This window comes from Mycobacterium simulans (genome assembly GCF_900232995.1).
GTDB lineage: Bacteria > Actinomycetota > Actinomycetes > Mycobacteriales > Mycobacteriaceae > Mycobacterium > Mycobacterium simulans.
Genome location: NZ_OCVX01000007.1, coordinates 679,988 through 706,013, shown reverse-complemented (window position 1 = coordinate 706,013; position 26,026 = coordinate 679,988). Strand labels below are relative to the sequence as shown.

General features: G+C 64.1%; 23 protein-coding genes and 1 pseudogene. 11 read left to right on the top strand and 13 right to left on the bottom strand.

From position 1 onward, the window contains the following. Positions 1 to 27: 27 nt before the first annotated feature. On the top strand, positions 28 to 339 hold the full coding sequence (locus MSIMFI_RS25340; RefSeq protein ID WP_191499656.1) for a hypothetical protein: 312 nt from the start codon (positions 28 to 30) through the stop codon (positions 337 to 339). On the opposite strand, the pseudogene MSIMFI_RS25335 reads toward MSIMFI_RS25340, so the two are convergent. Then, positions 336 to 461, bottom strand: a pseudogene (locus tag MSIMFI_RS25335) (IS630 family transposase); the annotation flags it as partial. The gene MSIMFI_RS25340 and the pseudogene MSIMFI_RS25335 sit on opposite strands and share 4 nt — an antisense overlap. Before the next feature lie 128 nt (positions 462 to 589). On the opposite strand from MSIMFI_RS25335, the gene MSIMFI_RS25330 reads away from it, so the two are divergent. The 3 genes from MSIMFI_RS25330 to MSIMFI_RS25320 all read left to right on the top strand — a co-directional run bounded on the left by MSIMFI_RS25330 (position 590) and on the right by MSIMFI_RS25320 (position 2,909). After that, complete coding sequence (locus MSIMFI_RS25330; protein ID WP_191499655.1) at positions 590 to 1,888, top strand: hypothetical protein; 1,299 nt, start codon at positions 590 to 592, stop codon at positions 1,886 to 1,888. Positions 1,889 to 1,991: 103 nt separating this feature from the next. Beyond that, positions 1,992 to 2,414: a hypothetical protein gene (locus tag MSIMFI_RS25325; protein WP_191499654.1), complete on the top strand. Its 423-nt coding sequence runs from the start codon at positions 1,992 to 1,994 to the stop codon at positions 2,412 to 2,414. Between the two features lie 60 nt (positions 2,415 to 2,474). Beyond that, positions 2,475 to 2,909 carry a hypothetical protein gene (locus MSIMFI_RS25320; protein WP_191499653.1) on the top strand — a complete coding sequence of 145 codons (435 nt, stop codon included), beginning with the start codon at positions 2,475 to 2,477 and terminating at the stop codon, positions 2,907 to 2,909. Here the strand turns inward: MSIMFI_RS25320 and MSIMFI_RS25315 are convergent. Further along, on the bottom strand, positions 2,906 to 3,958 hold the full coding sequence (locus tag MSIMFI_RS25315) for a zinc-binding metallopeptidase family protein (protein WP_191499652.1): 1,053 nt from the start codon (positions 3,956 to 3,958) through the stop codon (positions 2,906 to 2,908). The two genes, MSIMFI_RS25320 and MSIMFI_RS25315, sit on opposite strands and share 4 nt — an antisense overlap. Next, positions 3,951 to 4,898: a transglutaminase family protein gene (locus MSIMFI_RS25310; protein ID WP_191499651.1), complete on the bottom strand. Its 948-nt coding sequence runs from the start codon at positions 4,896 to 4,898 to the stop codon at positions 3,951 to 3,953. Before MSIMFI_RS25310 ends, MSIMFI_RS25315 begins: the two co-directional genes overlap by 8 nt. A 96-nt stretch (positions 4,899 to 4,994) precedes the next feature. Here MSIMFI_RS25310 and MSIMFI_RS25305 point away from each other — a divergent pair, with 96 nt between their 5' ends. Further along, positions 4,995 to 5,384 (top strand): MmcQ/YjbR family DNA-binding protein, encoded by a 390-nt coding sequence (locus MSIMFI_RS25305; RefSeq protein ID WP_191499650.1) that lies wholly within the window; start codon positions 4,995 to 4,997, stop codon positions 5,382 to 5,384. Here the strand turns inward: MSIMFI_RS25305 and MSIMFI_RS25300 are convergent. After that, positions 5,376 to 6,446, bottom strand: a complete 1,071-nt coding sequence (locus MSIMFI_RS25300) for an FUSC family protein (protein WP_191499649.1) — start codon at positions 6,444 to 6,446, stop codon at positions 5,376 to 5,378. The two genes, MSIMFI_RS25305 and MSIMFI_RS25300, sit on opposite strands and share 9 nt — an antisense overlap. Before the next feature lie 195 nt (positions 6,447 to 6,641). Next, the gene (locus tag MSIMFI_RS25295) at positions 6,642 to 9,893 is read right to left on the bottom strand and encodes a helix-turn-helix transcriptional regulator (RefSeq protein WP_224770426.1); all 3,252 of its coding nucleotides are present in this window, start codon (positions 9,891 to 9,893) and stop codon (positions 6,642 to 6,644) included. A gap of 850 nt (positions 9,894 to 10,743) precedes the next feature. On the opposite strand from MSIMFI_RS25295, the gene MSIMFI_RS25290 reads away from it, so the two are divergent. Further along, positions 10,744 to 11,172, top strand: a complete 429-nt coding sequence (locus tag MSIMFI_RS25290; protein ID WP_191499648.1) for a hypothetical protein — start codon at positions 10,744 to 10,746, stop codon at positions 11,170 to 11,172. Positions 11,173 to 11,270: 98 nt separating this feature from the next. Here the strand turns inward: MSIMFI_RS25290 and MSIMFI_RS25285 are convergent, their stop codons facing one another. The 6 genes from MSIMFI_RS25285 to aspS all read right to left on the bottom strand — a co-directional run bounded on the left by MSIMFI_RS25285 (position 11,271) and on the right by aspS (position 20,057). Beyond that, positions 11,271 to 14,537, bottom strand: a complete 3,267-nt coding sequence (locus MSIMFI_RS25285; protein ID WP_191499647.1) for a helix-turn-helix transcriptional regulator — start codon at positions 14,535 to 14,537, stop codon at positions 11,271 to 11,273. A gap of 80 nt (positions 14,538 to 14,617) precedes the next feature. After that, positions 14,618 to 15,547 carry a class I SAM-dependent methyltransferase gene (locus tag MSIMFI_RS25280; RefSeq protein WP_191499843.1) on the bottom strand — a complete coding sequence of 310 codons (930 nt, stop codon included), beginning with the start codon at positions 15,545 to 15,547 and terminating at the stop codon, positions 14,618 to 14,620. A 30-nt stretch (positions 15,548 to 15,577) separates the two neighbouring features. Next, a complete protein-coding gene (locus MSIMFI_RS25275; protein ID WP_191499876.1) occupies positions 15,578 to 16,780 on the bottom strand; it encodes an ATP-binding protein in 1,203 nt (400 codons plus the stop codon). A 25-nt stretch (positions 16,781 to 16,805) separates the two neighbouring features. After that, positions 16,806 to 17,690, bottom strand: a complete 885-nt coding sequence (locus MSIMFI_RS25270) for an enoyl-CoA hydratase (RefSeq protein WP_191499646.1) — start codon at positions 17,688 to 17,690, stop codon at positions 16,806 to 16,808. 163 nt (positions 17,691 to 17,853) lie between these two features. Further along, a complete protein-coding gene (locus tag MSIMFI_RS25265) occupies positions 17,854 to 18,270 on the bottom strand; it encodes a nitroreductase family deazaflavin-dependent oxidoreductase (protein ID WP_191499645.1) in 417 nt (138 codons plus the stop codon). A gap of 11 nt (positions 18,271 to 18,281) precedes the next feature. Then, a complete protein-coding gene (gene aspS, locus MSIMFI_RS25260; RefSeq protein WP_191499644.1) occupies positions 18,282 to 20,057 on the bottom strand; it encodes an aspartate--tRNA ligase in 1,776 nt (591 codons plus the stop codon). Positions 20,058 to 20,102: 45 nt separating this feature from the next. Here aspS and MSIMFI_RS25255 point away from each other — a divergent pair, with 45 nt between their 5' ends. From MSIMFI_RS25255 to MSIMFI_RS25240, 4 genes are all read left to right on the top strand, one after another. After that, the gene (locus tag MSIMFI_RS25255; RefSeq protein ID WP_390633596.1) at positions 20,103 to 20,999 is read left to right on the top strand and encodes an oxidoreductase; all 897 of its coding nucleotides are present in this window, start codon (positions 20,103 to 20,105) and stop codon (positions 20,997 to 20,999) included. Between the two features lie 69 nt (positions 21,000 to 21,068). Then, positions 21,069 to 21,572, top strand: a complete 504-nt coding sequence (locus MSIMFI_RS25250; protein WP_191499643.1) for an SRPBCC family protein — start codon at positions 21,069 to 21,071, stop codon at positions 21,570 to 21,572. Between the two features lie 32 nt (positions 21,573 to 21,604). After that, complete coding sequence (gene ypfJ, locus MSIMFI_RS25245) at positions 21,605 to 22,486, top strand: KPN_02809 family neutral zinc metallopeptidase (RefSeq protein ID WP_191499642.1); 882 nt, start codon at positions 21,605 to 21,607, stop codon at positions 22,484 to 22,486. 23 nt (positions 22,487 to 22,509) lie between these two features. Continuing rightward, positions 22,510 to 23,718, top strand: coding sequence for a cytochrome P450 family protein (locus tag MSIMFI_RS25240; RefSeq protein WP_191499641.1), 1,209 nt, complete (start codon positions 22,510 to 22,512; stop codon positions 23,716 to 23,718). On the opposite strand, the gene MSIMFI_RS25235 is transcribed toward MSIMFI_RS25240, so the two are convergent. After that, positions 23,701 to 24,573 carry a dihydrodipicolinate synthase family protein gene (locus MSIMFI_RS25235; protein ID WP_191499640.1) on the bottom strand — a complete coding sequence of 291 codons (873 nt, stop codon included), beginning with the start codon at positions 24,571 to 24,573 and terminating at the stop codon, positions 23,701 to 23,703. The two genes, MSIMFI_RS25240 and MSIMFI_RS25235, sit on opposite strands and share 18 nt — an antisense overlap. Positions 24,574 to 24,588: 15 nt before the next feature. Next, a complete protein-coding gene (locus MSIMFI_RS25230) occupies positions 24,589 to 25,374 on the bottom strand; it encodes an aldolase (protein WP_191499639.1) in 786 nt (261 codons plus the stop codon). Positions 25,375 to 25,422: 48 nt separating this feature from the next. On the opposite strand from MSIMFI_RS25230, the gene MSIMFI_RS25225 reads away from it, so the two are divergent. After that, positions 25,423 to 25,947: a helix-turn-helix domain-containing protein gene (locus MSIMFI_RS25225; RefSeq protein ID WP_191499638.1), complete on the top strand. Its 525-nt coding sequence runs from the start codon at positions 25,423 to 25,425 to the stop codon at positions 25,945 to 25,947. Positions 25,948 to 26,026: the final 79 nt, after the last annotated feature.

Below are 26,026 nucleotides of genomic sequence, written 5' to 3'. Positions count from 1 at the left end.
GAGGTGTCGGGCTCCTACACTCTGCGCATGCAATCGGACCATGGCGCTGCCGAACTGTGGGTCAGCGGCGACGGCCTTCGTATCCAGGCTGGCTGGTGTGAGTCCGTGGCAAGCACGCTGGCAGGCAATCGCGCGCCGATTGGCGTGGGTTCCACATGGCTGGAAAGCGCAGCTGCGGTCAATCTTTCCAACACCGAGATTTCCGCGGCCGCGGTCAGGTGCACGGTCCGCGTGCAGGCGACGGCCACCAAACTCGCGGCAGCCGCTACCGGTTATGCGGCAACCGAAGCCGGCTCGGCAGCCCAGTTCCGCGGGCTCAACGGGCCGAAGGCGTGCTAGTGTCCTGAGTCATTAATTCGTTTGCAGTAGTTGGCGACTGATTCGAGGATCTGGTCGGCGGTCTTGGTCCAGACGTAGGGCTTGGGATCGTCGTTCCAGTGCTCGATCCAGGCGCGGATGTCGGTTGCGACGCCGGACCCAGCCCTCCAACTCGGCGCGTTCATCCTCGGTCAACACGATCTGCGCGGCATGCGGTGACGGCATCACCCATTCTAACAAGAACCCATGAATTAATGACTCAGGACACTAGGTGGCGGTCAGCACCGCACTGCCGACGCTGTCGCAAGTTCAGACCATGGACACCACGCATCTGGATGCAGCGGTCAAGTATTGGACGCGCACCGCCAACTTGTGGGAAGAGGTGTTCAGCGAAGTCCACCAGCGGGTGTCGACCCCGGGTGGCACGCCGTGGAAAGGTCGGGCCGCGGCCGCCGAGGAGCAACGCTCCGCGCTTGATTTGCTGAAGGTGCGCGCGGCATGCGACCAGTTGCACCAGGACGCCGAGATCGCTCGTCGTGGGGATGAGGCGTTGCGGGCGTGCCAAGCGGGAGTGCTGGAGGCGGTCGATGACGGCCGGGCGGAAGGCTTCGATGTCGGCGAGGATTACTCGGTCACCGACCGCGCATTGGGCGGTTCGGCCGAGTTTCGGGCCACGCGTCGTGCTGCAGCCCAAGGGCACGCTGCCTTCATCCGCCACCGGGCGGCGGCGTTGGTCGCCAAAGATCACGAGATCGCCACACAAATCGCCGCCGCCACCAATGGCATCGACAGCCTCACATTCGACGAGGCACCCGGCATCGATGACACCATCGTCGATGACGACAAGCACTCCGGGATCCAGCCGGTCGACAACCGCACTTTCAAAGAGGCGCCGAACCCAGCACCCGATCCGCCGCCGGGCGGCTGGAGCAGCGATCCACTCATGCGGGCCGCCCAGAAAATCGCCTACGGGCACGCCAGCGGGCCAGGCGGACACATGGCCGACTTCCCCGGGATGACCAAAGACCAACTGGCCGAACGCATCTACACCATGTTGCGCGACAGCATCAACAACCCCAAGGACTTGATCCTGGGCAACAGCGTGTCCGACGGCGCGCCCGTGATCTACGACCCGAAAACCAACATCGTCGTGATCCGCGACCCTACGGGAGCAGGCAGGGGTTCCGACGCCGGGACGGTATTCAAACCTGGGCCCGGCATCGACTACATCTTGGGCAACCCAAATAGAAACAAGCCGCCCAAGATCGCCGAACGTGTCGATGCATTCCCACCCAGCCGCCTTGAAGACATACCGCGACCTGCCGGTCCGCGGCCACCAGTCGAACCCGGGCCGCCCAAACCTCCGGGCCGTGCGCCTGTCGAGCCGGCACCGCCGGCTAGACCCGGACCCGGCGTCGCAGAAGGCGGTGCGGGACTTCCGAGGCTTCCCTTAAGTATCGGGACTCCCTGGGATTCGCCGGCGACGGGACCGCACCCCGTCTACCCGCCACATCACCATCATCCCCTGCCGGTATTGGGCGAGATTCCAGACGAAATCGAAGATCCATAGCTGTGACGATACGAAGCGAATTGGGACGACAGCGGTTTCATGGCAAGGGATTTGCACTACTTGGGCAACGGTGTCGAAACGCTTCGCAAGCTAGGCTGAGCGAATGACCGAGCCAGAGCTCATCGCGATCGACCTGACCGACGACGAACGCGATTTCATGGTGGGCGTGCTCAGCGAGTTTGGAGGGCCGGCTGGCTATACACCTTTCCCGATCAAGATCCTGGGGATATCGACCGCCGACGAATTCGACGAGCTGCTGATCCGCCTCAGAAAAGCGATCTGGCACAGCGAACCGCTATCCGCCTTGGACTGGGCGCGCGCACAGCTGCTCACCGAGACATGCTGGGCAAGCAATCTGATCGGCGCGGGGCTGGACTACGGCACAGGCGGCGACGACAAAGCGCTTCTGCTACTGCGAGCAATCCAACGCAAGCTGTGCCATCACCCACTGAGATCGGCATTGTTTCCCGACAACGGCGGCCGCCGTACCTACGCCGAAACCCAAGCATCCGCACGCAAACCCTAGCCCCGTACGGGCGCAGCCTCAGCCCAGGTGTCGATACAGTTCGCAGGCTAGGCTGAGCCAATGACCCAGCCAGATCTCATCGCGATCGACCTGACCGACAACGAGCGCGATTTCATGCTGGGCGTGCTCAGCGAGTTTGACGGCCCGGCCAGCTACACACCATTCCCGATCAAGATCCTAGGGGTATCGACCGCCGACGAATTCGGCGAACTGCTGATCCGGCTCAGGGGCGCTATTTGGCACAGCAAACCTCTATCCGCGGTTGACTGGGCGCGCGCGCAGCTGCTCACCGAAGCATGCTGGGCAAGCAATCTGATCGGCGCGGGGCTGGACTACGGCACGGGCGGCGACGACAAAGCGCTTCTGCTACTGCGAGCAATCCAACGCAAGCTGTGCCATCACCCACTGAGATCGGCATTGTTTCCCGACAACGGCGGCCGCCGAACCTACAACGAAACCCAAGCACGGCTCCACCCAGACCAGCCTCGTCGCTAGCCGTCTACTGTCGCGGGCCCTTTCGAACCCGAGGTCACCTCGTCGATAACGGTGTGGATGAACTGCATCTTCTCCAACACCGCCGCCGGCAGCACGAAGGGATACAGGTCGTCGTGGCCCATCGAACGGTTGACCATGTTCAGCGACCACGACAGCGGCAGCCACATATCGATGATGGCGCGAAAAGCGCTGGGGCCCAACGCAGGTCGATCGAAGGTTGCCGACGCCGGCGCGAAACCGCACCACGCGCAGGTGTCCAGGGTGTCGCGGATGTGCAGATAATGGGCGAAGGTCTCGGCCCAGTCCTCGCTGGCGTGCATGGTCGCATACGACGACACAAAGGAGTCCTGCCAACCATCCGGCGGACCGTCGCTGTAGTGCCGGTTCAGCGCCTCTTGGTAGTCGGCGTCGGGGTCGCCGAACAACTCGTTGAATTGCGTCAAGTGTTCGGGTGACCTGATCAGCCGATAGAAGTAGTAGTGCCCGATCTCGTGCCGGAAATGCCCCAGCAGGGTGCGGTACGGCTCGTCCATCTCGACCCGCAGCTGCTCGCGGTGGACATCGTCACCCTCGGCCAAATCCATTGTGATGACTCCATTTTCGTGTCCGGTCAGCACCTCCTCGTGCGCACTGGACAACAGCCGAAACGCCAATCCGTAGTCGGGGTCCCCGTCGCGGCCGACGATCGGCAGCTTCAGCTCGTGCAACTCGGCGATCAGCCGCCGCTTGGCCGCCTCGGCCCGGGCGAACTCGGCCAGGCCAACCGTGTCGGCGTCGTTGGGGCGTTCGGTAGTCAACGCGCATGACATGCAGAGCCCGCCGGGACGATCGACGGGCACCAGCCAATTGCATTCGGCGAGATGAAGATTGGCGCATAGTTGGTAGTCTCCGGCGGGCACGGCGCCGGCGTGCTCGACTTCGTCATCCGTCGCGATCACCAGCAGCGCCATCTGCTCGAGCGAAAACCCCAGCGAGCTCCCGCACGACAGGCAGGCGGAATTCTCAAACGTCAGGCGTTGGCCGCAGTTGGGACAGTGGAAGTCACGCATCCAGCGCATCACCTTCGAAGGGCACGACGTCGACCGCGACGTCGATCACGCTGTGCTCTGAGTTGGTGTAGATGATGCCGCGCAGCGGCGGCACATCGGCGTAATCGCGGCCGCGCCCGACGGCGATATACCGCTGGTCGACCATCTGGTCATTGGTGGGATCCAGACCCAGCCATTCAAACTGACCGGGTTGTTGGGGAGTCCACACGGCGGCCCAGGCATGGGTGGCATCGACGCCGATCATCCGATCCTTTCCGGGCGGTGGGTCAGTAGCCAGATACCCGGACACGTAGCTGGCCGCCAGGCCGTTGGCTCGCAGGCAGGCGATCGCCAGCCTTGCGAAGTCTTGGCATACCCCCTCCCGAGCCGCCAGAACCTCATTGACACCGGTGGAAACGGTTGTCGACCCCGAGCGGTAAGTGAAATCGCGGAAAATCCGCGACGCGAGATCGCGCAACACCTCGACCAATGGGCGTTCGGGCACAAAGCTAGGGGCCGCGTATTCACGCACTTCGTCGGTGATCTCCGGCGGATTCAAGTCCAGGGTGAAATCGACCGCGAGCGCTCCCTTTAGTCCGGTCGGGCGGGCAGCCTCCCACGGTTCCAGCGCCGGCCCGCTGGTGTATAGCCCGGGTGCTGGCGGGGCCACGTCGACGATGGAGTCGCTGGTGATCGTCAGGGTGCGGTGCGGCTCGGTGACATGGAAATAGGAACTGATGTTGCCGTAGCCATCGCGGCTGGTGGAGCTGTCGGCAGGGGCCGGATCGATGGTCAGCCGATGCGCGACACAGCGTTGCCGCAGCGAGTCCCGCGGCGTGAGAAACCCGCGACCGTACGAGCTGGTCACGACGTCGGAATAGCGGTATTCGGTGCGGTGGGTGACTCGGAAGCGGTGCCTGTCGGAAAGGTCGGTCGAGGCTTCAGGCGTGGCTTCTGGCAAGAACTACCTCCTGACATGTCGACATCGACCGATCGTCCACTCCGTTAATCCACGAGAGTGGCACCATGCGCACCCTATCCGGCGCACAATCGAGATGTGGCCACCTGGGACGACGTCGCCCGCATCGTCGGTGAGCTGCCGCTGACCTCCGAGCAGTCACCGCACGACTGGCGGGTCGGCAAGAAGCTGATGGCGTGGGAGCGCCCGCTGCGCAAGTCGGATCGGGAAGCGATGGAAACGGCCGGCGTGGAACCGCCGACCGGCGACATCCTCGGGGTCCGGGTTTCCGACGAGGGCGTCAAGTTCGCGTTGATCGCCGACGAGCCCGGCGTGTATTTCACCACCCCGCACTTCGACGGCTACCCGGCGGTGCTGGTCCGACTCGCCGAGATCGACGTCATCCAGCTCGAGGAGCTGATCACCGAGGCCTGGCTGATCCAGGCACCGAAAAAGCTGGTCCAGGAGTTTCTCGCCAACTCATCGTGATCCCCGCCCCGCTTTGCGGGCGGGAAGCTCGATCACCCGCTGCAGATCGTCGGCGCAGGCGTAAACGATGTCGGCGAGCACCACCTCGGTCCTGTCGCCGGGCCGCGATTGAAGCTCCACAGCCAGGCCACGAGCCGCGGCGGCGCGTGCCGCCGCCGCCACAGCGTCCTGGTCGGCAAGGGCGATTCCGGCTGCGAGTTCGCCAAGCGCGTCCCGGACGGGCTGGGGAACTTCCTTGTCGAGAGGCCGCGTGACAGCGCGAGCCAGATGTAACACGCAACTGACCAGCATGCCCAATCGCGCTGACTGTTGATCGACGTCGCGAATTATGTTGCGCGCCATCCACCGGCGCGGCGCCCGTCGCACGACCAGATGAGCCGTCTGCCGGGCCTCGATCAGCGCGCCCAGCTGATTATGCACTCGATCAAAAGCCGAAAGTGGCCAGTCGGGGGCGGCGCAGCCGGGATCCTTGACCATCTTCGCCACCTCGACGAGGGTGTCGTGCAGGCCCGCCAATACCGCGGCGCGCGCATCGCAGAGCATGGCCACCGGGTCGGCAGGAAACAACAGCATCGCGAACACCAGCGCCAGACCGCCCCCGATCAACGCGTCGAAGAGGCGCTCTGCGACGACACCGCCCGTGGGAGCGAACACCAAGACCAGGACCGACGAAACGGCGGTCTGATTGACGAACATCAACCCCTGAGCGATGAAACCGCGCCCGATCAGCACTGCGAAGCTCAGCGCGACGAAGACAGCCGCTGCCATGGCCAGCGATGTCGAACCGAGGCCGGCATGCACACCGGCGCCCAAGACGATCCCGAGCGCCACCCCGATGATCATCTGCACGGCGCGCCGGCTGCGCAGCACGTTGGTCGCCGACATACACACCACCGCGGAGATCGGGGCGAAGAACGGCTGCCGATGGTGGAGTACGTCGTGGGTGAGGTACCACGCGAGGCCGGCAGCGATCGATGTCTGGGTGATCGGCCACAACACGGCACGCAATCGTTGGACAGCTTCAAGGCCGCGGGTCGCCCGAGTAGGCAGCAACGCACTCATGAGGCTTGCCTACCGCATTCGCCGCTGCGGTGGGTGCTACTCCGTCGACCCACCCCGTGACCACCGATGCCGCACCAGCTGCGCATGACCGGGCCGCTGGGGCCCAATCCCGTCGGCGGCCACAGCGGCAACGGGAGGAAGAAATAGCGCTGACTCATCGGACGCGGGGTGCACCCGCCCTGGACTGCGAATCGGTCAGCTGTGGCGCGCGGCTTCCTGCGCAAGTTGGACACGGGAGCTGATGCCGAGTTTGGCGTATACGTGCGAGAGGTGAGCCCGCACAGTGTGCGGCGAGACCAACAGCCGTGTCGCAATGTCCCTATTGCCCAGCCCCTCGCCAACCAGCCGCACCACGTTGAGCTCGGCGGGCGTTAACGAATCCCAGCCTCTGGCCGGACGTTTGCGCTTTCCGCGACCTCGTTGTGCATAGACGATCGCCTCGTCCGTGGACAAAGCGGCGCCCTCGGCCCAGGCGGAGTCGAAATCATCGCCGCCCATCGCATCACGAAGCGCCGCAACCGCGGCCTCGTAGCCAGCATCCCAAACCTTGAAGCGGACCTCATCCGTGCGCCGCCGCAGGGCCGCCGCCGCGCCGAAAAGTCGCGCGGCTGCCCAGTGCCTGCCTGCCCCACCGGCCATCTCGGCGAGGAGTTCTATGGCATCGGGCGTGCATAGACACGCCCGCAAACCGGTGACGCAAAGCAGAGCGGCATGGGCATCATCGCGTGCGGCTTCTGGTTCACTCTGCGCAATCTCAACGCGCGCCCGCGTTATCAACGCGGTCTTTAGATGCCAACCACTGGTCGAATGGACGGCGTCGTCCGCATAGCGACGCGCAGCGGTCACATCACCCCGCGCCAGGGCGAGCTGCGCCATCAGTTCGCGGTGCGTCGCCAATTGGGCTTGCTGTGCGCAGTACTTCTGCCGTACCGCCTCATTGACCCGGATCGCCTCGGGATCGCCCGCGGCCAGGGCCCAGCAGGACATGGCGGCATAACCACAATCTTCGTATACCCCGCCTAACTCCGCCGCGGCTTCGATGCATGCACTGGCTACGGCTCCGGCCTCGCTGGCGTTCCGATGCGCCAGCGCCAGGGCTTGGATGTACAGGCCGAGAGCGGTCGTCACCGTATCGGTAGCCGCCGCAGCGTCGGCAATAACCTCGCACCCTCCCTCGATCGCACCGTGTAAATCCCCTTCCCACATTTGTGCCGCAGTGCGCCACAAACGGCTTTGACGTGAGACGAACCGGTCCCCGATGCTTGCGGCGAGATCGTGAGCTTGCTGGGCCGCTGCGCGCAATGCGATCGGTTGACCCGAAATGTAGCTCCCGACCAGCCGTCCGTAGAGGACCTGGCTCAGTGTCCACTTATCGTCTAGCGCGTTGGCTAGCTCCATAGCTTCGCGCAGGTAGACCTGAGCTGCTTCGGTGTTGTAGCCACCGCTGTAGCCACAGGCGGTGAGCGCCCGAACCAACGCGGCGGAGTCGTCGATGTCGCGTGCTATAGCCAGGGCTTGGTGCGCCCGCGCGGCGATGTGAGTGGCAGGCACTGGACTCGCGGTCAGCAAGGTGTCGAGCATGACACTGTCGGCGAGAGCGCGCGCCCAAATACCGGCAGGCACCACGGGCTGATTGGTATTTCCACGTTCCAAGATCGAGTCGAACCAACGCAACCCCTCGTGCTGGCGTCCCCGCCCGAACCAGATCGGTTGCAGTTCAGACGCAAGCTGCAATGCGCCTGCCCAATCGCCGTTCTTGCGGTTCCATGTGAAGGCGGCGCGCAGGTTGTGGATCTCGATCTCAGCCTGCTCGACAAGCTCGAGGCGGTCGCACCGCCCTGGCGTGTCCAGCAGAGCAGCCAGTGTCTTGTAGTAATCACAATGGCGCGCAGGCAGATCGGTTTCGCACGACTCATCGAGCCTCTCTAATGCGTACTCGCGCACCGTCTCCAGCAGTCGATACCTCGTGCGACCGTGGATGTCTTCGACGAGCACCAGCGACTTGTCTACGAGCAGCGTCAGCTGGTCAAGAACCTGATAAAACTCGAAGTCGCTGCCCCCAGCGACTACCCGCGCCGCGGCGAGGTCGAACGAACCCGGAAAAACCGCCAGGCGGCGAAACAACATCCTTTCGCTTGGGGTCAGCAACGCATGCGACCAGTCCATCGACGCGCGCAACGTCTGCTGGCGTCGCACCGCGGTGCGCGTGCTGCAGGCCAGTAGCCGGAACCGGTCATCCAGACCATCCGCGATCTCAGCCGGCGACAACGACCGCACCCGCGCCGCGGCAAGCTCGATCGCCAGGGGTATGCCATCCAGCCGCCTGCAGATCTCGCTCACAGCCTCAGCGTTATCGTCAGTGATGCTAAAAGCGGGCTGAACCAGGCCGGCGCGGTCAACGAACAATTCGATTGCCTCATCCGCCAGCGACAGCGACGGCACCCGCCACGCAACCTCGCCGGCGACCCCCATCGACTCGCGGCTGGTCGCCAAAACCGTTAACGCCGGGCACGCGCCCAACAGCGTGACGACCAGCTCGGCGCACGCATCGAGAACGTGCTCGCAGTTGTCCAACACCATTAGTTTGTGGCGGTCGCCGATGAAGTGGCTAATGGTGAAGTCTGTTGAGCGGCCTGGTCGATCGGTCAAGCCCAACGCGCGAATCACCGCAATCGGCACGTTCGTGGGATCGGTGAGCGGGGCCAGATCGACGTACCAAACGCCGCTATGAAACTCCGATCCAGCCGCGATCTGGATCGCCAGCCTGGTCTTGCCCACACCGCCTTCACCGGTCAGTGTCACCAGCCGATTTTTAGCTAACAGCTCTCGCACGGCTTTCGTCCGTGCGTCGCCGCCAACAAAAGTGGTGATCTGCGGCGGAAGATTTGATATTGCACCGGCTTTCGATGTGCGCAGCGGCGGAAAGTTTTTCTGCAGATCGGGGTGGCACATCTGAAAGACTCGCTCGGGGCGTGCTAGTTCGCGCAGCGGGTGACTGCCGAGGTCAATCAGCCAAGCATCGGTGGGGAGCACGTCAATGGCCAAATCGCTTGTTGTAGCAGATAGCAGAGTCTGACCCCCGTGCCCCAGGTCGCGCAGACGCGCAGCCCGGTTAATCGTCGAACCGACGTATCCTTCGTCCCGCAATTGCACCTCGCCGGTGTGCAGACCGATGCGCAGCCGGATCGGCGCGAGCGCAGCCCGCTGCAGATCCAGCGCGCATGCAGCGGCATCGCTGGCGCGATCAAACGCGACAACGAAGCTGTCACCCGCTCCTTGTTCGATCGACTGCACCCCGCCATGGGCCGCGACGATTTCCGACACGGTGTAAGCCAAGGCCGCGATCACGGCCTCCATCTGCTCAGATTGTGTCTGCCACAGCCGGGTTGATCCTTCAACGTCAGCCAAGAGCATCGTCACCGTGCCCGTCGGCAGCGATGCGCTCACGTCAAAATCGCTGCAATTCGGCCGTGGCGTACGAGCGCTTTGCCAACTCGTATACGCTTCGTACGCGTCGCGGCGATGTGTAACCTCGGGCGAGACATTCTATGCATGCTAACCGATGGTGTTTGATCCGCCGAATTACACAGTGGGCCCCCACCTTTGGCGACCCCGACAGTCACCGCGGGTTCTGCCGGCCGAGTGCGCGGTCATCAGGGTGGGTGACGTCTGAATCACAAACGGTGACCAGCATCGAAGTCAGCATGCGGATCTGCCTCGCGCTGAAGCAGATTCCGTGTCACTCAACACCCATCGGCATGCGTCGGGCAGGTCCGCTCACCAGCGCCGGACCCTCATGACAATCAGCGGAAGCGCGTACAACCGGCAACCGCTAGCTCGAAAAACATTGCGACCCCTGGGCACCAGGATATACGCGTTGTGGCCAATGGTTTTTGCTCCCCGAAATCGGATAGTTGAGTAACCAACGCTTTACCTGGAGGAGCAGTGTGACACACGCAGTCGAAGGCAACGCCGTATGTGTCCCTACCGTCACGGTGACCGCACAACCGCATGTCCGCGGCGCCTCGCGGAGCAGCAGATCACAAGGAGCGGCGATCGCCGGTATTCTCCGAATTTTGCTCAGATCTAGGCTAATTCGCTTCCGGCAGCGCCGCTGTACGCCGCACTACTCAAAGCGTCATGACTATCTCGAGAACTCCGGCCTGGAACGCGAGATGCATCGGCTATGAGTCGTTGCGCATGCTCCGTTCGGCTGCGAACGCGGTGCGCATGGCTTCTGCCGCACCGACGATCCGCTCGACACCCGCACCCGCACATATCCGAAAGGACTCGCAACGTGGAGATTGACTATGCCGTCGCCTGGCGCTTCGTCGACGCCGGCGGTCGACGCTTACAACTTCGGTTTCGGCCCAACGCAACATCGCCGGACGATCCCGGCAAGTTCGACTGCCTTGGCCAACTAGTCGCCGTCAGCGATAGCTGCTACAGCGATTACGACGAACTCGCCATCAGCCGTCCCAATGTCCTGCAGGCCGACGTCGACGCCGCAATCGTTGGATGGGAAGATTGGGCCACCCTCCTCAAGCACGGTGTCAGCCGATGGATCAGTCTCACCGACATACAACGTCGCATCGACGCCGCTGGCCTTGGCCTGACCGATTCGTCACTGGCAGATCGCTGTAGAGATTGTGCGCGACCGTACCTGATCAGTGGGATGGAGTCGACAACGTCGCCTCACGCCGTGTCGCGGCGTGGCGGGCGTTAGCGATCTTGATGTGTCCGCACGCTGTTTCTTAAGGTTAAGACCCGAATTGCGTTGGCGCACCCTCGAAACAAGCGCGTAGAACGAAACGATCCGACCGGCTACTCGCGCCCGCAGACCCGGCCGGCTGCCTGTTGAGCAAGTTGGACGCGGGAGGTGATGCCAAGCTTGCCGTAGACGCGGGTCAGGTGAGTTTGCACGGTCCGATGCGATACGAAAAGGCGGCTGGCGACGTCCTTGTTGCTTAGCCCCTCGCAAACCAACCGAACGACGTCGAGCTCGGCCGGCGTGAGTGCTCCCCAACCACTGTCCGGCCGCTTGTGACGGCCCAGGTCATGCTGCCCATAGTCGATGGCCTCACTGATCGACAACGCTGCGCCTTCGATCCGCGCGGCCTCGAAGTCCGTCTCGCCCATCGCATCTCGCAGTGTCGCCACCGACGCTTCGTATGCCGGTTCGTGGACCACGAACCGGGCCAGGCCAATACGCTGCCGCGTGGCCCCGGCCGCGCCAACAAGCATTGCCGCATACTTGTGGTTGTCGGTGTCGCTGGCTAGGCCGGCGAGGCATTCCAGAACGTCTGGAAGATCCAGGTACGACTCATTCTTGGCTAGGTGGGCAAGTGCATTCTGGGCATCGCGTTGGGCTTGTTCTCGATCGCCTTCGGCGATCCCGATCCGAGCGCGGGTGATCAACGCCATCACCAGATACCGACCGCTCGTTGTCTCCATCGCGTCGTCGCACCAGCCGCGGGCCTCGATGAGATCACCCGCGGCCAGCGCAATCTGGGAATTGAACGCGCGCTGTATCGCTGCTTGGTGAGGCGCGGCCAAAGCCAAATTCTGCCAGGCCGCCTCCCCCGCGTCGTGCGCCGTTTCAACATCACCCGCGGCCAGCGCGGCCACGGCCAACGCCGAGTACCCCATACCCGCGAAGTACTCGCCCAGCTCGGTAGCTTCGAGAGCCGTCTCGGCGGCAGCCCGAGCCTCGCTTATCTGACCCTGGTATGCGCAGGCATAGGCTAAACCATGCAGGCTGCTCGCCCTGTGCATCACTTCGTCAGCCGCCTCGGCTTCATCCACCACTTCGCCGAGTTGTTCGATGGCCGCTGCTAGGTCGCCTCGCATCCACTGTGCGAAACCGAGGCAGCACCGACTCCAAAGCGATATTGACTGGTCACCAACCGTATTCGCCAGCTCTAGTCCCTCGGCGGCGGCTGCACGCGCCACGAGCGGGAAGCCCGTCGAGACCGCTTCGAGTGCCTGAAAGGTGAGGATCTGGCTCAGCCTCCACTGATCGTTCAACTCGCGGGCAAGGCCGATCGCCTCGGCAAAGTACGGCGCGGCCACCTCGGCGCGGACCATGACAGAAATGAACCCGCAAGCCGTGAGTACACGTGCCAGCAGTGCCCGGTCATCGACGTCGCGCGCAATCGCCAAGGCCTGTTGGGCATGATCGATGCCGGCGGCGGCGTCGACAAAGATGTCGAGCAGCGCCTTGTCGGCAAGCGCTCGTGCACGCACCCCGGCCGCCAGCTCGCGTCGGCTGGCGTCGTCACCGGTGAGAACGGTGTCAAACCAGGCCCTCCCCTCCCGAATGCGACCCCGCGTCAGCCAGACGGGCTGCAACGAGGAGGCCAGAGCGAGGGCGAGTTCGGTCTCGGAGTTCGCGCGGCTCCACACAAAGGCGGCGCGGAAGTTGTCGATTTGAGTTTCGGCCCGCTCGATACGCTGTGCATAGTCGGTGTAGTCCGAAGCTTCAAGCAACGCAGCCAGCATTACGTAGTGGTCTCGGTACCGCAGTTGCACCACGTCGACCTCGCCGGACTCATCAAGCTTCTCCAGCGCATACTGGCGCCCCGTTTCCAGTAGCCGATAGCACATTCGCCCGCGGCTGTCGTCCGCCACAACCAGCGACTTGTCAACGAGGAGCGTGAGCTCATCGAGGATCTGATAGCGCTCTATATCGCCCCCGCCTGCGACGGCTTGCGCGTCATCGAGCCAAAAGCAACCCACAAACACCGCCAGTCGGCGGAACAAGATCCGTTCCGGCCCGGTCAGCAGCGCATGAGACCAATCCACTGATGCCCAAAGTGTCTGTTGGCGACGTGTCGTGATGCGCGCACCACCGGTCAACAATTGGAATCGCTCATCTAGGCCATCGACGATCTCCGCCGGTGACAACGCCCGCACCCGCGCCGCCGCCAACTCGATCGCCAGCGGCAAGCCATCCAGGCTGCGACAGAGTTCCATCACAGCCTCGGAGTTGGCGTCGGTAAGTCGGAAATCCGGCCGGACCCGTCGGGCCCGGTCACAAAAAAGTTCGACGGCTTCATCGCTTAGCGATAATGACGGGACCCGCCAATTCACTTCACCCGCGACGCGAAGCGGTTCACGGCTGGTCGCCAACACCCTCATGTGTAAACATGCCGCCAGCACGGCCGATACCAAGGCGGCGGTTGCATCGAGCAGATGCTCACAGTTATCCAGCACTACCAATGCGCGACGCGCGCTGAGGAAACGCAGCACGACGTCGACGGTGGAGCGACCCGGCTGGTCGCGCAGACCTAGCGCGCGCGCTACCGTGATCGGCACCAGATCAGGGTCGCGGATCGGCGCCAAATCCACGTACCATGCCCCATCGAGCTCGCCCGCCAGCTGAGTTGCGACCTGAACCGCTAGCCGTGTCTTTCCCACGCCGCCGACACCGGTTAAGGTCACCAACCGGTTACCGGTCGCCAGCTGGCGCACCTCTGTGATCTGTGCGCAGCGGCCCACGAAATTCGTCAACTGCACTGGAAGGCCGTGAGTTACATGGCAATTACTGGTCGTCAGCGGCGGGAATTCGAGACGCAAGTCGGGATGGCATAGCTGCACCACCCGCTCCGGGCGGGGTAGATCACGTAGCTGGTGCGTCCCAAGATTGGTCAACCACGCCCCATCGGGGAGGTCGTCGACGACCAAGTGCTCGACCGCACCCGACAGCAATGTCTGGCCCCCGTGCGCTAGATCACGCAGGCGCGCCGCCCGGTTGATGGTCGGCCCGGCGTAGTTGCCGTCGTCGCGTAGGAGCACCTCCCCGGTGTGCACCCCGATGCGCAACCGGATCGGGGCGAGCTGCGCGCGCTGCAAATCCAACGCGGCAGCCACGGCACCAGACGCGCGAGAGAACGCGATCACAAAGCTGACGCCCTCGCCCTGCTCGACCGGCCGGACTCCATCATGGGCTGTGGTCACGTGGGACACCGCCTCATACAGTTGCTCGACGGCAGCGGTCATCGCCTCAGCTCGCCGCTCCCACAGCCGGGTCGAACCCTCGACATCCCCCAACAGCAACGTCACGGTGCCCGTCGGCAGGTGCACGCTCATGCCCACTTAGCTCCGCTCACTGACCTGTTCGCGGGTTGCAGCGGCGACACCGGTTGTAATCACCATCCACGCCGCGCACCCTACCGGCGATCCGCGGTCACGAAGTCGGCGAACGCATCCTTGTCGTTAGCCATCGGCAAGCCATCGATCCAGCGGCCCAGCCGGCGCAACTCGTCCCGCGAGCTTTGCGTCACCGCTTCCCAGCCGTGCGCGTTAAGCCAATCCGCGACGACCGCGCGATCTTGGTCGTGATAGATCAGATCCTGCAGGAACAGGGTCTGCTCGAACCCGAGTTCATCGGCTGCCCTCTTAAACCGCTGCCGCAGCTGCGCCCGCCGATCACAGGGGTAACTAGCCGGGGTTTCTACCGCAATTGTGCTGCCTGGCGAGCTCAGCTCGGTGATCTGCTCCAAAAGCCGGTCATGGGCGTCGGCCGGAAGGTACATCAACAGGCCCTCGGCCAACCACGCCGTCGGGGCCGTCGAGCTAAACCCCTCGTCGCGGAGCGCGGCCGCCCAGTCCTGGCGGAGGTCGACGGCCACATGCCGGCAGTCGACTGCGGGTTTCACGCCGTGCGCGGCCAGCATCGTGGACTTGTAGCCCAACACCTTAGGCTGATCAACCTCAAACACGGTGGTGCCAACCGGCCAGGCCAGCCGGTAGGCCCGAGAATCCAACCCAGATGCCAGGATGACCACCTGCCGGATTCCGCAGTTCACGGCGTCGGCGAAATAGCCGTCGAAATAGTGGGTCCGGACCGCTTGATAGCTGCGCACGTAGGCGATGAACGCCGATGTCCCGGGGTCGGCCGATTCCAGCTGAGCAAACATCGACTCGTCGAGCATGGCCTTCCATATTCCGGTAACCGCATTTGCCGTTAGGAGCCGGGCATACGGGTCGCGGATCAGCGGATCTGGTCGATCAGTTTCGGCGGCCCGCGCCGCAGCCACCACGACCGCGGTGGCGCCGACGCTGGCCGTAACGTCCCAAGTGTCACCATCGGTGCGCAATGTGCTCACTGTGCTCTCCCCTGTTCCTAATCATGTGCCATCACGAGGGCGTGTTGGAGTCGGCCGCGCCGTTGACGTCGCCCATGTCGTCCAGCCAGGCGACGATGGTTGCAACGACGCCGGCTGCCGGGAAACTACAGTGCCAGGCTTCTCACGACGCGGGGCCAATACCGTTGGGAGATAGTTGATCTCGCTTCCGGCCACTCCTATGAGCGGTAAACCGTGGGTGCCTGCCCCGTAGTGCTCGCGAAGACGGGTACATACCACGTCGGCCTCGCCGGATTCAGCGAGCTTCTGCAGCGCATACTGACGTACCGTTTGCGGCAGGCGGTATCGCGTCTGACTACCACCGCTTTCGGCCGCAATAAGGGATTTGTCGGCCAGCGGGGTGAGGTGGTCAAGTACTTGGCAGCGCTCGAACTCTTCGTAGGCGCCGACGGCCTGGGCCGCGTCGAGATCGAACGCGCCAGTGAACATCGCCAGCCGGTTCAACAAGACACGCTGGGGCTCACTCAATAGCGCATAAGACCATTGGACCGCCGCACGCAGGGTCTGCCCACGCCGCACCGCACCATTGAGCAACCGAAATCGGTCATGCAGACTGTCGAGGATCTCGGCCACCGACAACACTCCCACTCGCGCCGCCGCCAGTTCGATTGCCAGCGGAAGCCCGTCGAGAAGCTGGCAAATCGCCGCAACCGCTGCTCCGTTGTTGGCGTCGATCGCGAAATCCGGCCGTGCGCGGCGGGCTCTGGTCGCAAACAACTCGACGGCTTCATCACTCAGTGACAGCGAAGGCACCCGCCAACTCACCTCGCCAGCCGCCCCGATCGACTCACTACTTGTCGCCAGAACCTTCAACCCTGGACAGGCACCCAGGGCACCGACCAGCGTGGCGCACGCATCTAACAGATGCTCACAATGGTCCAACACCACCAGTATTCGACGGTCGTTGATGAAACGGACGAGCGTGTCCATGGTTGAGCGACTCGGCGGCTTGGGCAGCCCGAGTGCGCTCACCATCGCCATCGACATCAGATTGCGATCGGTGATCTGCCGTAAATCGACATACCACTGCCCGCCACCAAAGTCGCATGCGACTTGCCCGGCGACCTGTAGTGCCAGGCGGGTTTTGCCCACCCCGTCGGCGCCAGTCAACGTCACCACCCGGTTGTCAGCCAGGAGCTGCCGCACATGGTTCATCTCGGCCTCGCGGCCGATGAAACTTGTCACTGGGAGCGCGGGTTCACCGTGGACATCATATTGGGCATGTGCCACACCACTTGTCGTCGCCAAAAACCGATGGCCGCTGCTCAGCGCGTGCGGCAGCCGCTTCCCGGAAGTTGTTGGTATGCAAGGCCAAATAGAGCTGCGCCAGGCTCTCCGTTTGCACATGCGCCTCAATACTGGAGGCATCCAACCCGCGCCACAGAGTCCGCTTTGTCAGCTCCAGTCCAGGCCGCGAAAATGCCGCCATCCGAGCGGCCATGGCATAGCAGGTGTCCAGCAACTCGGCTTGCGCTACCCGAGCCGACACCAGCCCGATCCGCTCGGCCTCCTCGGCGCCGACGTCGCGACCGGTCAGCATGATCTCGAACGCCCGCGACGATCCGATGGCCCGAGGCAGCAGGTAGCTCAGCCCCAGCTCGCTGGCAGTGAGCCCGTTGCTGATGCCGGCGGCCCGAAAGTACGCGCTTTTGGAGGCCACCCGGATACCCGCGGCCAACGCCAGGCACAGCCCGCCGCCGATCGCTGGGCCGTTGACGGCGGCGATCACCGGTTGATGCAACCGCCGCAACGCCAGGATGACGTCCTCGAGAAGCTCCATCGCGCGCAGTGCGCGGGTCGGCCGTGTCAACCCCTCGACATGTGGCACGGCGCCCGCGGACTTAAGGTCTGCACCCGAGCAGAATCCTCGACCCGCCCCGGTCAGAATCACCACCCGAACGGAGTTGTCGTAGGTGATCTTCTCGAGCGCCTCTTTGAGCGGCACCATGAGATCGAAAGCCATCGAATTCATCCGCTCGGGCCGATTAAGGGTGATCAACGCGACGTCAGCCCGCGGGAAGTCCACCAAGACTAATTCCGTGCCGGATCGGTAGGGCAACTCCGGGAATCTGTACGACACTTCGATCTGTTTCATGCCAGCAGCCTGCAGCCGTCAGAACCGAAAAACATCAGCCGAAACGCGTACATTGAATCGCCCTCGGCTGATCTCGACAGGAGTAGCGCGCGGCGCGCGAGCAGACGCGAAATCCCCCGAAACGCCGTGCGTTCGGGGGATTTCGCGTCTGCTCGGCGGGTACCTAGGCGGGTTGCAGCTCGAACAACGGAATGACCCGGCTGGTCTTGGCCTGATACTCGGCGAAGCCCGGGGCAGCCGCGGTGACCTTCGGGGACAACTCATCGCGCTCCAGCGGCGGCAGCTCGCGCGCCGTCACATCGAACGAGTCCGCGCCGACCTCGATGTGCGCTCGCGGGTTGGCGCGCAGATTGTGCACCCAGGCCGGATTCACGTCGGCACCGGCGAAGGATCCGATGATGATCAGCTTGCCGTCAATGCGTAGGCAGGCCAGCGGTGACACCCTGCGCTGTCCGGACTTGGCGCCGGTGCTAGTGAGCAGCAGCAGCTCGGCGTTGGCGAACTGCCCACCGACCTTGCCAGCGTTGGCCCGGAACTCCTCGATGATGTTCTTGTTGAAGCCCTGCAGATCTGGATACATGCCTCGTCAACCTATTTGGGCCTGGCGTCTATTCCGGACTCCTTGCGCTGTTGGGCGGTGATCGGAGCCGGCGCATCGGTCAGCGGGTCGACGCCGCCGCCGGTCTTGGGGAACGCGATCACCTCGCGGATCGAGTCCATTCCGGCCAGCAGCGCGTTGATCCGGTCCCAGCCGAACGCGATTCCGCCGTGCGGCGGCGCGCCAAACATGAACGCCTCCAACAGGAATCCGAACTTCTCTTCGGCCTCGGCCTTGTCCAGGCCCATCACCGCGAACACCCGTTCCTGGATATCGCGGCGGTGGATACGAATCGAGCCGCCACCGATCTCATTGCCGTTGCAGACGATGTCGTAGGCGTCGGCCAGCACGGCGCCGGGATCGGATTCGACGCTGTCTTCCCATTCCGGCTTTGGCGCGGTGAAGGCGTGGTGCACCGCGGTCCACGCACCGGAGCCGACGGCGACGTCACCGGCGGCGGTCGCCTCATCGGCCGGCTCGAACAGCGGCGGGTCGACCACCCAAACGAACGCCCACCGGTTGGGATCGATCAGGTTGAGCCGGTTGGCGATTTCGATGCGGGCCGCACCCAGCAGTGCCCGCGACGACTTCACCGGTCCCGCCGAAAAGAAAATGCAGTCCCCCGGCTGCGCGCCGACATGAGCGGCCAGGCCGTCGCGCTCGCTGTCGGACAGGTTCTTGGCCACCGGGCCACCCAACGTGCCCCCAGATGACGCGTCAGCGACCAGCACGTAGGCCAGCCCGCGATGTCCGCGCTGTTTGGCCCACTCCTGCCAGCCGTCCAGCGTGCGCCGCGGCTGCGACGCCCCGCCGGGCATCACGACGGCACCGACATACGGCGCCTGGAAGACGCGAAATGTGGTGTCTTTGAAGAACTCTGTGCACTCGACGAGCTCCAGCCCGAACCGCATGTCCGGTTTGTCGGAGCCGAACCGGCGCATCGCGTCGGCGTAGCTGATCCGCGGGATCGGCGTCGAAATCTCATAGCCGATCAGCGCCCACAGCGCGGTCAGGATCTCTTCGGAGATCGCGATGATGTCTTCGGTGTCGACGAAGCTCAGCTCCATGTCGAGCTGGGTGAATTCGGGTTGGCGGTCGGCGCGGAAATCCTCGTCGCGGTAGCAGCGGGCGATCTGGTAGTAGCGCTCCATCCCGGCCACCATCAGCAGCTGCTTGAACAGCTGCGGGCTCTGCGGCAGCGCGTAGAACGAGCCGGGATGCAACCGGGCCGGCACCAAGAAGTCGCGCGCGCCTTCCGGCGTCGAGCGGGTGATGGTCGGCGTCTCGATCTCCACGAACTCGTGGCGCGCCAGCACCGCACGAGCGGCGGCATTGACCCTGGAACGCAACCGAATTGCCGCCGCCGGGCCGTCGCGGCGCAGGTCGAGGTAGCGGTATTTCATCCGCAATTCCTCGCCCGCGGGCTCGTCAAGCTGAAACGGCAGGGGCGCGGATTCGCCCAGCACGGTCAGCGACGCCGCGTTGACCTCGATGTCGCCGGTGGCAATCTCCGGGTTGGCGTTGCCTTCGGGGCGGATTTCGACAACGCCGGCCACCGCGATACAGAACTCGGCGCGCAGCCGGTGCGCCTGTGCGAGCACGTCGGGGTCGCGGAACACCACCTGAGCGACGCCCGAGGAGTCCCGCAGATCGATAAAGATGACGCCGCCGTGGTCGCGGCGGCGAGCAACCCAGCCGGCCAGTGTCACCTGCTGCCCGGCGTCGCTTTCCCGTAGCGAACCAGCGGCGTGGCTGCGCAGCACAAACACTCCCCTTCACCCGGTTTGAATGACTGCCCAGTCTAGATTGGGTTCATCTCTCCCATCGCACTAGTCGGTCCCGGCGCCGTCGGCACGACCGTCGCCGCGCTGTTGCACGCGGCCGGACACCAGGTACTGCTGTGCGGCCACACTCCCCGCGACAGCATCGAATTGCGGCCCGACGGCGCAGATCCGATCGTGGTTCCCGGCCCGGTGCACACCGATCCCGCTGCGGTTTCCGGCCCGGTCTCCGATCCAGTCAAAGTGCTGATCCTGGCGGTCAAAGCCACCCAGAATGCAGCTGCGAGCGGTTGGCTGGCCCGGCTGTGCGACGAGCACACCGTGGTGGCCGTCCTGCAAAACGGTGTCGAACAGGTCGAGCAGATCCGGCCGCACTGTCCGTCCTCGGCAATAGTTCCCGCCAGCGTGTGGTTTGCGGCCGAGACCCAACCGGAAGGCTGGGTGCGCTTACGTGGTGAACCCGCGCTGATTCTGCCCGCGGGGGCCGCCGCCGAGACAATCGCCGAGCTGCTGCGCGGCGCCGGCTGCCGGGTGGACTGCGATCCCGACTTCACCACCGTGATCTGGCGCAAGCTCGTGGTCAATGCGCTGGCCGGATTCATGGTGTTGTCCGGGCGGCGGTCCGGAATGTTCCGCCGCGACGACATCGCGGCATTGTCTCGACGCTATGTCGCCGAGTGCTTGACGGTCGCGCGCGCCGAGGGGGCCCAGCTCGGCGAAGACGCAATTGACGAAATGGTCAACCTGTTCCGGTCGGCTCCCGAGGATATGACGACCTCGATGCTGTCCGACCGGGAAAGTCAGCGCTCGCTGGAATGGGATCTTCGCAACGGCGTGATCATCCGCAAGGCCCGCACCCACGGGCTGGCCGTTCCGATCAGCGAGGTGTTAGTCCCGCTGTTGGCGGCGGCCAGCGACGGACCTGGCTAGATCGGATTGCCCGCCTCCTCCTCTCGCCGCTCCGCGGCGAGCATCGTCACCGGGCTAATGTCTAGAGTCATGCACTCTTGCGAACCCGTCGACCTGAGCTTCATCGAGACCGCCCCCATTGTTTTCCGCAATAGCGTCGATCTTGCGATCACCCCCGAGCAGCTGTTCGAGGTGCTTGCCGACGCCGAGTCCTGGCCGCGCTGGGCGAAGGTGATCACCAAGGTGACCTGGACCAGTCCCGAGCCATACGGAGCCGGCACCACGCGCACTGTCGAGATGCGCGGGGGAATCGTCGGTGACGAGGAGTTCCTGACGTGGGAACCGTTCACGCACGTGGCTTTCCGGTTCAACAAATGCTCCACGCGAGCCGTCACCGCATTCGCCGAAGATTACCGAGTCGAGGTCATCCCGGGTGGCTGCCGGCTGACCTGGACCATGGCACAGCAGCCCGCCGGCCCGTCGCGGCTGGCGATGCGGGTATTCGCACCGGTCATCAACCTGGCGCTGCGCCAGTTTCTGAAAAACCTGCGCAGCTACACCGACGCCCGATTCGCCACTACGCAGCAGCGATAGGCTGGTTTTCTCGTCAAAGTGGGAGCGTTGCGATGACCTTCAACGAGGGTATGCAAATCGATACCAGCACCGCGTCGTCGTCGGGCGGCGGCGGCCGGCGCATCGCCATAGGCGGTGGCCTCGGTGGGCTCTTGGTGGTGGTGGTCGCGATGTTCCTCGGGGTCGATCCGGGGGGCATTATGAGTCAGGCGCCGGTCGACACCCACGGTGATGTGGCACCGGGCTTCGATCTGAACCAGTGCAAGACCGGAGCCGACGCCAACAAGTACGTGCAGTGCCGGGTGGTCGCCACCGGAAACTCCGTGGATGCGGTGTGGAAACAGCTATTGCCCAACCGCTACACACGGCCACACATGCGGCTGTTCAGCGGCCAGGTGAGCACCGGCTGCGGACCTGCCAGCAGCGAGGTCGGGCCGTTCTACTGCCCGGTGGACCAAACGGCATACTTCGACACCGACTTCTTCCAGGTTCTGGTCACCCAATTCGGTTCCAGCGGTGGACCATTCGCAGAAGAGTATGTGGTGGCTCATGAGTACGGCCACCACGTGCAGGACCTGATGGGGGTGCTCGGCCGCGCCCAGCAGGGTGCGCAGGGGGCCGGCGGCAACGGCGTGCGGACCGAACTGCAGGCCGACTGTTATGCCGGGGTCTGGGCGCACTACGCGTCGACGGTCAAGCAGGAGACTACCGGAGTGCCCTACCTGGAACCGTTGAGCGACAAGGACATCCAAGACGCCCTCTCGGCCGCGGCGTCAGTGGGCGATGATCGCATCCAGCAGCAGGTGACCGGGCGCACCAACCCCGAATCGTGGACGCACGGTTCGGCCGCGCAGCGACAGAAGTGGTTCACCGTCGGGTATCAGACCGGTGACCCGAACAAGTGCAACACCTTCGCCACAACCGACCTGGGGTAGGCGAGTTGCGCATCGACCACCCGATGACGGTTGGGACTGAGGAGTTCAACGCCGATCAGCATCGCTACTACGACTGGATGCGTCGAAACGCACCGGTCTACCGGGGGCGGCTGGCGCTGCGGCCACCCGACCAGGAGGTCTATTTCGTCTCGCGCTACCAAGACTGTCTGGATCTGGTCACCGATCCGCGGATCCGCCGAGTCCTGGACGGAGTGGCCGAAGACGAATCCTCGGTGGTGCCCAACGCGATTCGCATACTCACCGCGGGCACCATGGTCTACCAGGACGATCCCGAACACATGCGGCTGCGCAAGCTGGTCAGCCGGCCGTTCACCCCGCGGGCGATTGCCAGGCTGCGCAATCGAATCGAAGGCGTCACCCGCGCAGTGCTCGACGCGCTGGAACCCGGACTGGGCATTGACCTGCAGCAGGCCTATGCCTTGCCGATCCCAACCGCGGTGATCAGCAACGTGGTCGGCATACCCGAGCCAGACCGGCCCAGGTTTTACACCTACATCGACCTGCTCTTCGAGGTGATGTTAAGCGGCGGCGTCGACAGTGCCGCTGCGCGGATGGACGACTTTGTCGACTACCTGACCAACCTGGTCGAGCGGCGCCGAGCCGACCCCGGCGCCGATCTCATAACCGGGTTGATCCAGGCCAACGAGGACGGTGAGAGCCTGTCCGACAACGAAATCGTCGCCATGGTGTTCCTGCTCATCACCGGCGACTACCAAACCACGCCCAACCTGATCACCAACGGCGTGGCCACTCTGCTCGCCCACCCGGACCAACTGAGCCTGTTGCAACGGCGCCCCGAACTGATCGAAGGCGCCGTCGAAGAAATCCTGCGCTACACCGGCACCGTCGGAAGCACCGAGGCGACCTGTTTCGCCGCCGAGGACATCACGCTGCACGGTGTCACCATCCCGCGCGGCGGAATGGTGACACCTCTGCTTGTCTCGGCCAATCGCGACGCTGCCGAGTTCGACGAACCCGACCGATTCGACATCACCCGCAGCCCGAACCGCCACCTCGCCTTCAGCAGGGGTAGTCACTTCTGTCTGGGCTCGCACCTGGCGCGCCTGGAAACCCAGATCGCGATCTCCAACCTCATCGGCCGCTTCCCCAACCTGAAACTCGCTATCGCCCCGGAGGAATTACGCCTACAACCGATCCCGCTGCTCAACCGCTTCGAGGAAGTGTTGGTCGTCCTAGGCGCCGGTCAATAAGCCCTGCAACTCGGCACGCCCTTGCTCGTCCAGCGGCAGCAGGGGCGGCCGCGGATCCCCGACCGGGAAACCAAGCAGATCCAGCCCGGCCTTGACCGTGGTGGCCAGTCCGCCCGCGACGATGAACTGCAGCAGCGGCTTGAGATCGTCGTATTGGGCCCCCGCCTTCTCGAGATCGCCGGCCCGCACCGCTTCATAGAGGTCGATGCATGGCTGCGGCCTCAGATTGGGTGCCGCGGTGCACCATCCAGACGCACCGGCCTTCAGCGCCTCGAGCACCAATGGGTTGCTGCCGTTGTAGAAGGGCAACTGGCCGCCGCTGAGTTCGGTAATGCGTTGCATGCGGGACAAGTCGCCGGTGGATTCCTTGACCATGGTGACGGCGTCAATGGTCTCGAACATGGTGACCAGCAGTTCGGGGCTCATGTCCACGCCGCTGGTAGCCGGATTGTTGTAGGCCATGATCGGTATGTCGATCGCCTCGCCGATGCTGCGGTAGTGCTGGACGATCTCGCGCTCAGTGAGCTTCCAATACGACACCGGCAGAATCATCACCGCGTCGGCACCGGCCTGCTGCGCATACTGGGCGCGCCGAATTGCCTTGGCAGTAGTCACATCTGACACGCCGACGATCACCGGCAGCCGGCCCGCCACCGTCGCGATCGTGGTGTCGACCACCGTGTCGAATTCCGGCTCCTCGAGATACGCCAATTCGCCGGTGCTGCCAAGCGGGGCAATCGCGTGGACACCGGAAGACACGAGCCGCTCGACGAGTGCGGCCAGCCGCGTGGTGTCGATGCCGTTGTCGACGAACGGGGTGATCGGATAGGCGATGACGCCGTGGATTTTGGGCACTGCGGCTCCTCGAATCTAGTTGGTGAGCGCGTCGGGATGCCGGGCCAGGGCACGACGGGCGTAATAGGCGAAGTTCGCCCTGCTGCGCGCGGGCGTCAGCGTCCAGTCATGGGCCTCACGCGCAAGTTCTTCCGGGAGTTCTTTGACGGTGCCAGCAGCCATGGCCGCCAGTTGCAGCTTTGCCGCGCGCTCGATGAGCACCGCAAGCGAGCACGCCTCCTCGATGCTGGCGCCGGCCACAACCTGGCCGTGGTGCGCCAGCAGGACCGCCTTCTTGTCGCCGAGTGCTGCCGTGATGATCTCCCCCTCCTCGTTGCCGACCGGCACACCGGGCCAGGCGGCAAGAAACGCACAGTCGTCGTAGAGCGGTGTGGTGTCCATGTGGGACACGATCAACGGCACCTCCAGCATCGACAGTGCCGCCACGTGGAAGGGGTGAGTGTGCACGATGCAGTGCACATCGGGGCGTGCGCGATAGATCCAGCTGTGAAAACGGTTGGCGGGGTTGGACATTCCCGAGCCGTCGAGCACATTGAGGTCCTCGTCGACCAGCAGCAGATTGTCTTCGGTGATCTCGTCGAACCCGAGACCCAGCCGCTGGGTGTAGTAGGTCCCGGCCTTCTCGGCCCGGGCGGTGATTTGGCCGGCCAAGCCGGAGTCGTGTCCGGCATCGAACAACGCACGACAAGTCAGCGCTAGCTTCTGGCGGATGGTGAGCTGCGAATCGGCTGCCTCGGCGGAAAGCCGTTCTTGGGCCCGACGCATCAATTCGGATTTCGAGACGGTGAAACTGGTCGCCATGTGACACACTAGTAGCACTATAGGAAACTTTGTGTCCTAGGAGCTGCGGTGACAGCACTGCTGCGGGCGGTCCGCAGGCAACGCGGCCTCACCTTGGAGAAACTCGCCGAACAGGCAGGGCTGACCAAGAGCTACTTGTCCAAGATCGAGCGCGGGCAAAGCACGCCGTCGATAGCGGTGGCGCTCAAGGTCGCGCGCGCACTCGACGTCGATGTCGGGCGACTATTTTCCGACGACGCAGCCGAGGAGAAGATCACCGTCGACCGGGCCCAGCAATCCGGTAGCGAGCGCTACCGAGCGCTGGCATCAACACTCCTTGGAAAATCCATGTCGCCGTTCGTGGTTCGACCAACGGTCCACCACTCCGAGGATCCGCATCCCGAGCACGCAGGCCAGGAGTTCGTGTTCGTGCACGCCGGCAGTGTCGAGCTCGACTACGGGGACCAGACCCTCACGCTCGACACCGGTGACAGCGCCTATTTCGACGCATCGGTGAGCCACAAGCTAAGAGCGCTCGGGGCCGCGCCGGCTGAAGTGATCGTCGTCACCCACAACGAACACCGCACCCGCTGAAGGCACTTACGATCGGGGGGACCATTCGTGTCCCCCGATCGGAGGACACGAATGGCGTCCGCCCGGGGGATTCCCATCA

Bases quoted from the DNA above. Each gene is read 5' to 3' on its own strand.
- MSIMFI_RS25340 (WP_191499656.1), top strand. From the start codon at position 28: ATGCAATCGGACCATGGCGCTGCCGAACTGTGGGTCAGCGGCGACGGC.
- MSIMFI_RS25325 (WP_191499654.1), top strand. From the start codon at position 1,992: ATGACCGAGCCAGAGCTCATCGCGATCGACCTGACCGACGACGAACGC.
- MSIMFI_RS25320 (WP_191499653.1), top strand. From the start codon at position 2,475: ATGACCCAGCCAGATCTCATCGCGATCGACCTGACCGACAACGAGCGC.
- MSIMFI_RS25315 (WP_191499652.1), bottom strand. From the start codon at position 3,958: ATGCGTGACTTCCACTGTCCCAACTGCGGCCAACGCCTGACGTTTGAG.
- MSIMFI_RS25300 (WP_191499649.1), bottom strand. From the start codon at position 6,446: ATGAGTGCGTTGCTGCCTACTCGGGCGACCCGCGGCCTTGAAGCTGTC.
- MSIMFI_RS25285 (WP_191499647.1), bottom strand. From the start codon at position 14,537: ATGAGCGTGCACCTGCCGACGGGCACCGTGACGTTGCTGTTGGGGGAT.
- MSIMFI_RS25270 (WP_191499646.1), bottom strand. From the start codon at position 17,690: ATGAAACAGATCGAAGTGTCGTACAGATTCCCGGAGTTGCCCTACCGA.
- MSIMFI_RS25265 (WP_191499645.1), bottom strand. From the start codon at position 18,270: ATGTATCCAGATCTGCAGGGCTTCAACAAGAACATCATCGAGGAGTTC.
- MSIMFI_RS25250 (WP_191499643.1), top strand. From the start codon at position 21,069: ATGCACTCTTGCGAACCCGTCGACCTGAGCTTCATCGAGACCGCCCCC.
- ypfJ (WP_191499642.1), top strand. From the start codon at position 21,605: ATGACCTTCAACGAGGGTATGCAAATCGATACCAGCACCGCGTCGTCG.
- MSIMFI_RS25240 (WP_191499641.1), top strand. From the start codon at position 22,510: ATGACGGTTGGGACTGAGGAGTTCAACGCCGATCAGCATCGCTACTAC.
- MSIMFI_RS25230 (WP_191499639.1), bottom strand. From the start codon at position 25,374: ATGGCGACCAGTTTCACCGTCTCGAAATCCGAATTGATGCGTCGGGCC.